8 protein-coding genes are annotated in these 5,624 nt (G+C 72.3%); 2 read left to right on the forward strand and 6 right to left on the reverse strand.

Annotated features, from left to right (window positions below):
• Positions 1 to 150: 150 nt before the first annotated feature.
• Positions 151 to 384, reverse strand: coding sequence for a hypothetical protein (locus tag N869_RS12440; protein WP_035062182.1), 234 nt, complete (start codon positions 382 to 384; stop codon positions 151 to 153).
• A 123-nt stretch (positions 385 to 507) separates the two neighbouring features.
• On the opposite strand from N869_RS12440, the gene N869_RS12445 reads away from it, so the two are divergent.
• On the forward strand, positions 508 to 999 hold the full coding sequence (locus tag N869_RS12445; protein ID WP_052105513.1) for a hypothetical protein: 492 nt from the start codon (positions 508 to 510) through the stop codon (positions 997 to 999).
• Positions 1,000 to 1,163: 164 nt separating this feature from the next.
• Positions 1,164 to 1,619, forward strand: coding sequence for an ATP-binding protein (locus N869_RS12450; protein WP_035062183.1), 456 nt, complete (start codon positions 1,164 to 1,166; stop codon positions 1,617 to 1,619).
• A 31-nt stretch (positions 1,620 to 1,650) separates the two neighbouring features.
• Here the strand turns inward: N869_RS12450 and N869_RS12455 are convergent, their stop codons facing one another.
• From N869_RS12455 to N869_RS12470, 5 genes are all read right to left on the reverse strand, one after another.
• A complete protein-coding gene (locus N869_RS12455; protein WP_035062185.1) occupies positions 1,651 to 2,457 on the reverse strand; it encodes a phosphorylase family protein in 807 nt (268 codons plus the stop codon).
• A gap of 24 nt (positions 2,458 to 2,481) precedes the next feature.
• Positions 2,482 to 2,628, reverse strand: a complete 147-nt coding sequence (locus N869_RS17435) for a methionine/alanine import family NSS transporter small subunit (protein WP_156968532.1) — start codon at positions 2,626 to 2,628, stop codon at positions 2,482 to 2,484.
• Positions 2,625 to 4,211 (reverse strand): sodium-dependent transporter, encoded by a 1,587-nt coding sequence (locus N869_RS12460; protein WP_052105514.1) that lies wholly within the window; start codon positions 4,209 to 4,211, stop codon positions 2,625 to 2,627. The genes N869_RS17435 and N869_RS12460 overlap by 4 nt, the downstream gene beginning before the upstream one ends.
• Positions 4,212 to 4,296: 85 nt before the next feature.
• The gene (locus tag N869_RS12465; RefSeq protein WP_084137112.1) at positions 4,297 to 4,983 is read right to left on the reverse strand and encodes an LmeA family phospholipid-binding protein; all 687 of its coding nucleotides are present in this window, start codon (positions 4,981 to 4,983) and stop codon (positions 4,297 to 4,299) included.
• Between the two features lie 16 nt (positions 4,984 to 4,999).
• Positions 5,000 to 5,624 (reverse strand): SbcC/MukB-like Walker B domain-containing protein (locus N869_RS12470; RefSeq protein WP_035062187.1); only part of this gene is annotated, 625 nt, incomplete at its 5' end.

The raw sequence follows: 5,624 nt of genomic DNA on the forward strand, positions 1-5,624 counted from the left end.
CAGGCGGGTGGCCGCGGCGCTCGCACGCGCGCGGTGGGGCGCCGTCGTCGTGCGGTCGGCCGGGCTGGCGGACCACCTGCCCACCACACCCGAGGACCTCACCGACCTCGGCGCGTTCCTCGGGCTGGGCGAGACCGACGCCTGACCGGGTCAGTCGTGCAGCAGGGCCCAGCGCACCAGGTCCATGTCGCGGTCCTCACCGGCGAAGCCGCCGGTGCTCCGGGTCTGCAACCGAGCCACCGTGCCACCGTTGCGCTCGACGAGGTAGCTGCCCGGTCGCCCCGTCGGGGCCGGCGTGACCCGCCAGCTCACCTCGCGAGACCCGACGGCATGCACGGAGAGCGACGCGGCGCGTGCGTCGCTGGGGGGCGTGGTGGTGGACATGTCCACCTCCTTCGGGAGCGGTCGGAAGGATCCGTGCCAGCAGGATCGGCAGACGGATGTCCGGTATGAGGCCTGTGCGGCGCCCAGGTTGCCCACTCCGGCGCGCAGGCGTTCCATCTGTCCATGGAGCAGAACGAGGAGCGCCCGGCTGGCGAACGCACCGACGCCCGCACCGCACCCGACGGCCCCGACGCCGCGCACCAGGTCCCGGAGGGGGTCGACGACGCGACGGTCGAGGCGGTGGGCCGCCTGACGGCCGCCCTGGAGGTGGTCGAGCAGGCCAGAGGGATGCTCTACGGGTTCCACCGCATGACCGGCCGCGGCGACAACGACCTCGCCGACGCCCTCGACGCCCTGGAGGCCGCCGGCCACCGCGAGCTCGCCCAGGACATGCGGCGCGACCTGCTCGGACGAAACGTGGTCTCGCACCGGTGGACGTTCCAGGTGGTCGAGGACTACGACGACGGCTACTGGCAGCCGTTCCGCGACTGGGAGAAGCGTGTGCGCGACGCGCTCGTCGGGGGTCGCCGGCACCTGTACGAGGCCCAGCTCAAGGAGGCGAACCGGACCCACGGCAGGCCCGGGCACGAGGCACGGCCCGGCGCACACGGATGACCACGCCCACCGGCCCCCTCAGACATCCCACGACACAGGCGGGTTCACGCTGCACGTCGATCGAGGACCTGCTACAACGGCATGGCCGACACCACCCGCTGCTCGGGGGCTCCGAGGCCGCCGTCCGGCCCTGCGCGCCCACCAAGGACTGGAGCCCCCCCACGATGTCCACCTCGCTGAAGTCCTCCCGACCCCCCGAGGAGTTCACCGCCGTCGCGACGTGGGTGCTCGACACGCCCGGGGAGCTCACCACGCTCCGGGCATCGTTGTACAAGGCGCTCACGGGCAACGCCCTACCGCCCGGGGGTGGGCTCGGACGGGTCCCGGAGAAGATCGTCCTGGTCGCCAGCGAGCTCGCGACCAACGCGCTGCGGCACGGGGTGCCCCCGACGATCGTGCAGCTCCTCAGCAACGGTGAGGAGTTCCTGCTCGACGTCGCCGACCACGACACCACGGCCGCACCCCACATCGCCGGGGTCCGGGAGCCGGGCGCCGGCGGGTTCGGCCTGTACCTCGCCCAGACCCTCTCCCTCGACGTCGGCTGGTACACCAGCGAGACCACCAAGCACGTGTGGGCGAGGTTCTCCACGACCGGCGCGGACGCCCCCACCGGCACCTGAGGGCCCCAGCCGGCGGACCGGGACGAGCGACTCAACCCGTCGCGAACGCCGCGAGCGCGAGCGCCACCGACCGGTCGAACAGCGACTCGCGCTGCCCGGCCGTCAGGGACTCCTCGGAGAACAGCAGGTCCGAGATCGTGCAGACCGCCAGGGCCTGCCCGCCCTCGGCCGCGGCCGTCGCGTAGAGCGCCGCGGCCTCCATCTCGACCGCGAGGGTCCCGTGCCGGACCAGTGCGTCGATTGTCCCCTGTCGCTCGGCGTAGAACAGGTCGGACGTGAACACCGGCCCGACGTGCACCGCACCGCTCCGGGCCCGGCGGCGGCGGCGCTGCTGGCTGACCTGACGGGTCTCGTCCCCGACGGGGGAGGCGCCGGGCCGCTGCGTCGTGGCCGACTGGTGCGGGCCGACCCCCGCGGCGGTCGCCGCGGCGGACAGCAGCGCGTAGTTCGGCGCGTGGCTGAGGGTCACGCCCGGCACCAGGCCGGTGGTCATCGCCGAGTCGGTGTGCGCGGCGCTCGCGATCACCACGTCACCGACCTTCAGCTGCGGGGCCATGCCCCCGGCGGTCCCGATGCGGATCACGCGCCGGGCACCGAAGAACCGGAACAGCTCGGTCGCGTAGATCGCCATGGACGGCATGCCCATGCCCGACGCCAGCACCGAGACCGGGCGCCCGTCGAAGGTGCCCGTGTACCCGACGATCCCGCGGACCTCGGTGACGAGCTTGGCGTCCTCCAGGACGGTCTCGGCGATGCGGGTGGCGCGGCGGGGGTCACCGGGCATCAGGACGTCGGGTGCGAGGTCCTCGGGCTCGGCGTCGATGTGGGGGGTGGGCATGCAGGGGACCTTAGCCCGTTGATGTCACGAGTGCGGTGATCCGCCCGATGTCTCCCCCGGCTCCGGCACCTCCTGGCGGGCGTCGCGCCGCAGCCTCCAGATGCTCACCGCGAGGCCGCCCCACACCAGGACGACGGACAGGATCAGGAACGTCAGGGCCGTGCCGGTCACGGTGCCTCCTCGGTCGCACGGCGCCGGGACCTGGGGTTCAGCACCCGATCCGGCAGGGCTTGGGGGACGAAGTCGTCAGGGTCGCGCCGCCACCGCACCAGCGTGAGCACCAGGGCGAGGACGGCCGTCACCCCGAGGGTGCCCCAGCCGACGACCCCGAGGAAGGTCCAGGAGTAGCCCTCGTAGGGCTCGCTGACCAGGCCGACCACGCTCGCGACCAGCATGTAGCCCAGGACGACCGGGACCACGACGCCCACCAGCACGCTCCACCACCGGCCGACCGGGACCCCCACGCGGTCGTTCAGGTGCGCGCGCAGGTCGCCGAGGCGCCGCAGGACCAGCCCCACCAGGACGGTCATCACGACCGCCGAGGTCAGGACCCCCACCTCGTTGACGTAGGTGTCCATCGTGTCCAGGACGTGCAGGGCACTGGTCGTGGAGAACAGGGCGATCGACAGCAGCGCGGCGACACCCCCGATGCGCAGCGCCGCCTGCCGGGGCGTGATGCCGAACTTCTCCTGCACGGCCGCCGACGTCACCTGCAGGATCGACAGCAGGGACGTGAGGCCCGCGAGCGTCAGCGACCCGAAGAACAGGATCCCGAACACCGCCCCGCCCGGCATCATCGAGATGATCTGCGGGAACGCGACGAACGCCAGGGTCACACCGGCGATGTTGTCGAGCTGGTCGACGGTCACCCCGGTCTGGAACGCCATGAAGCCCAGGGCTGCGAACACCCCGATTCCGGCGAGCAGCTCGAACGAGGAGTTCGCGAACCCGACGACGAACCCGGTCGAGGTGAGGTTCGCGCGGCGACGCAGGTACGAGGAGTAGGTGATCATGATGCCGAACGCGATCGACAGCGAGAAGAAGATCTGCGTGTAGGCGGCGATCCACACCCCGGGGTTGGCCAGGGCCTGCCAGTCCGGGGTGAAGAAGGCGTTGAGGCCGTCCATGGCGCCGTCCAGCGTCACGGCTCGCACCACCAGGGCCAGGAACATCACCAGGAGGAGCGGGATGAAGATCTTGTTCGCCCGCTCCACGCCCTTCTGAAGGCCCAGGGCCAGGATGCCGATCGCGACCACCCAGATGACGACCAGCGGGATCAGGACCTGCGGCACCACCTGCAGCGAGAAGGTCGGGTCACCCACCTGGAGGTAGTCGCCCACCAGGAAGGTCCCGGGGTCATCGCCCCAGGCCTGGTTCACCGAGAACAGCATGTAGCTCGCCGCCCACGCGATGATCACGGTGTAGTAGAGAGTGATCGCGCAGGACAGCGCGACCTGGAACCAGCCGAGCGGCTCCGCACGCCGGTGCAGTCGCCGGAACACCGTGGGCGTCGCGCCACGGAACCGGTGCCCCAGGGAGTAGTCCAGCAGCAGGATCGGCACGCCGGCGGTCAGCAGGGCCACCAGATAGGGGATGAGGAACGCCCCACCACCGTTCTCGTACGCCACACCGGGGAACCGCCAGATGTTCCCCAGGCCGACCGCCGAGCCGATGGCCGCCAGGACGAAGCCGAGCTGACCCGTCCACTGCTCTCGGGGCGCGGTGCCCGACGGGGGTGATGCTGGTGCGGTCACGGGTGCCTCGATCCTGGTGCCGGGCGCGGACTTTTCGCCCGGAACCTACCGCTCACGGCCTCCGGGCGCACCCCCGGCCGGCACCTCAGCCGGTCGCGGCCTGGTCCAGGACGAGGTCCTGACCCTCGGCGGTCAGGTCGAACCCGTCCCCGGTGAGGGTCACATCGGTGATCTGGAGCCCCTCCGGCAGGCCCTGGACCGGGATCGTCAGGCCCTGGACGTCGTCGGCGAGACCCCCGGGGGCCTGGTCCAGGGAGATGGTGGCGCCGCCGAGGCTGATCGCCTCGACCGCGACCTCGATGCCCCGGCCTGCCGCCCGGGGCGCCAGGACCGCCTCGAAGGGGAGGCCGAGCGCGGTGGTCGCCGCACGCAGGGACCCGTCGACGATCTCGAGGTCGACCGGCAGCTCGATCGCCCCGCGGACCTCGTCCAGCGGCAGGTGGGCGGTCAGCAAGGCCTCGCGCGCCGTGGTGGGGGTCCCGGTGGACACCCCGCCGAGGTCGACCGCCACGTCCTGCAGGGTCACCTGCTCGATCTGGATCGACGGTGCGGTCACCTGGACGCTGGTCAGCTCACCGGCCAGGACCTGGGTCAGGAACGGGAAGCCCCCGATCGCCACGTCGGGTTCGGTGTCGAGGCCCCCGAGCTGGGTCCGGAGGTCGGCCGCGACCTGCTCCTCGGTGCGGTCCCGCGCCACCGTGTCGGCGACGAGCGCCCCACCGGCGACCAGACCGAGGACCACGACCGTTGCGACCACTCCACGCGCACCCATGGCAGGAACCCTACGGTCAGGCGCGCACCGTCAGCGTGCTCGCGCCCCCGGGCAACCGTCTGACCTCGATCCGCTCGGCGACGGCCTGCTTGAGCGACTCCACGTGGGACACGATGCCCACCACCCGGCCGCCCTCACGCAACCGCCCCAGCTCGCCGAGCACCACCTCGAGGGTCTCGGGGTCCAGGGAGCCGAACCCCTCGTCGACGAACAGGGTGCCCAGGTCGACCCCGCCGGCCTCGGCGGTCACCACGTCCGCCAGGCCCAGGGCCAGGCACAGGGCCACGTAGAACGTCTCGCCACCGGACAACGTCCGCGGGTCGCGGGCACGCTCGGTGTGGTGGTCCAGGACCTTCATCGCCAGACCGGTGCGTTGGGCCCGCACCGCCTCCCGCTCGTCGCTGCGCACCAGCTCGTACCGTCCGCCCGACATGACGGTAAGCCTGGAGTTGGCGGCGGCGACGACCTCCTCGAACCGTCGGACCAGCACGAACGTGCCCAACGACAGGCGCTTGGGGTTGTCCGCGCCCGTCCCGGCAGCCAGGTTCGCCATCCGGATCACCGGGGCCGCCGCACCCAGCGCCCGGTGGTGGGCGTCGACCGAGGCCTCGAGCGCCGCGAGCGCCTCGCCGCCCGCGCCC

The sequence above is a fragment of the Cellulomonas bogoriensis 69B4 = DSM 16987 genome, from assembly GCF_000767165.1.
Taxonomy (GTDB): Bacteria; Actinomycetota; Actinomycetes; order Actinomycetales; family Cellulomonadaceae; genus Actinotalea; species Actinotalea bogoriensis.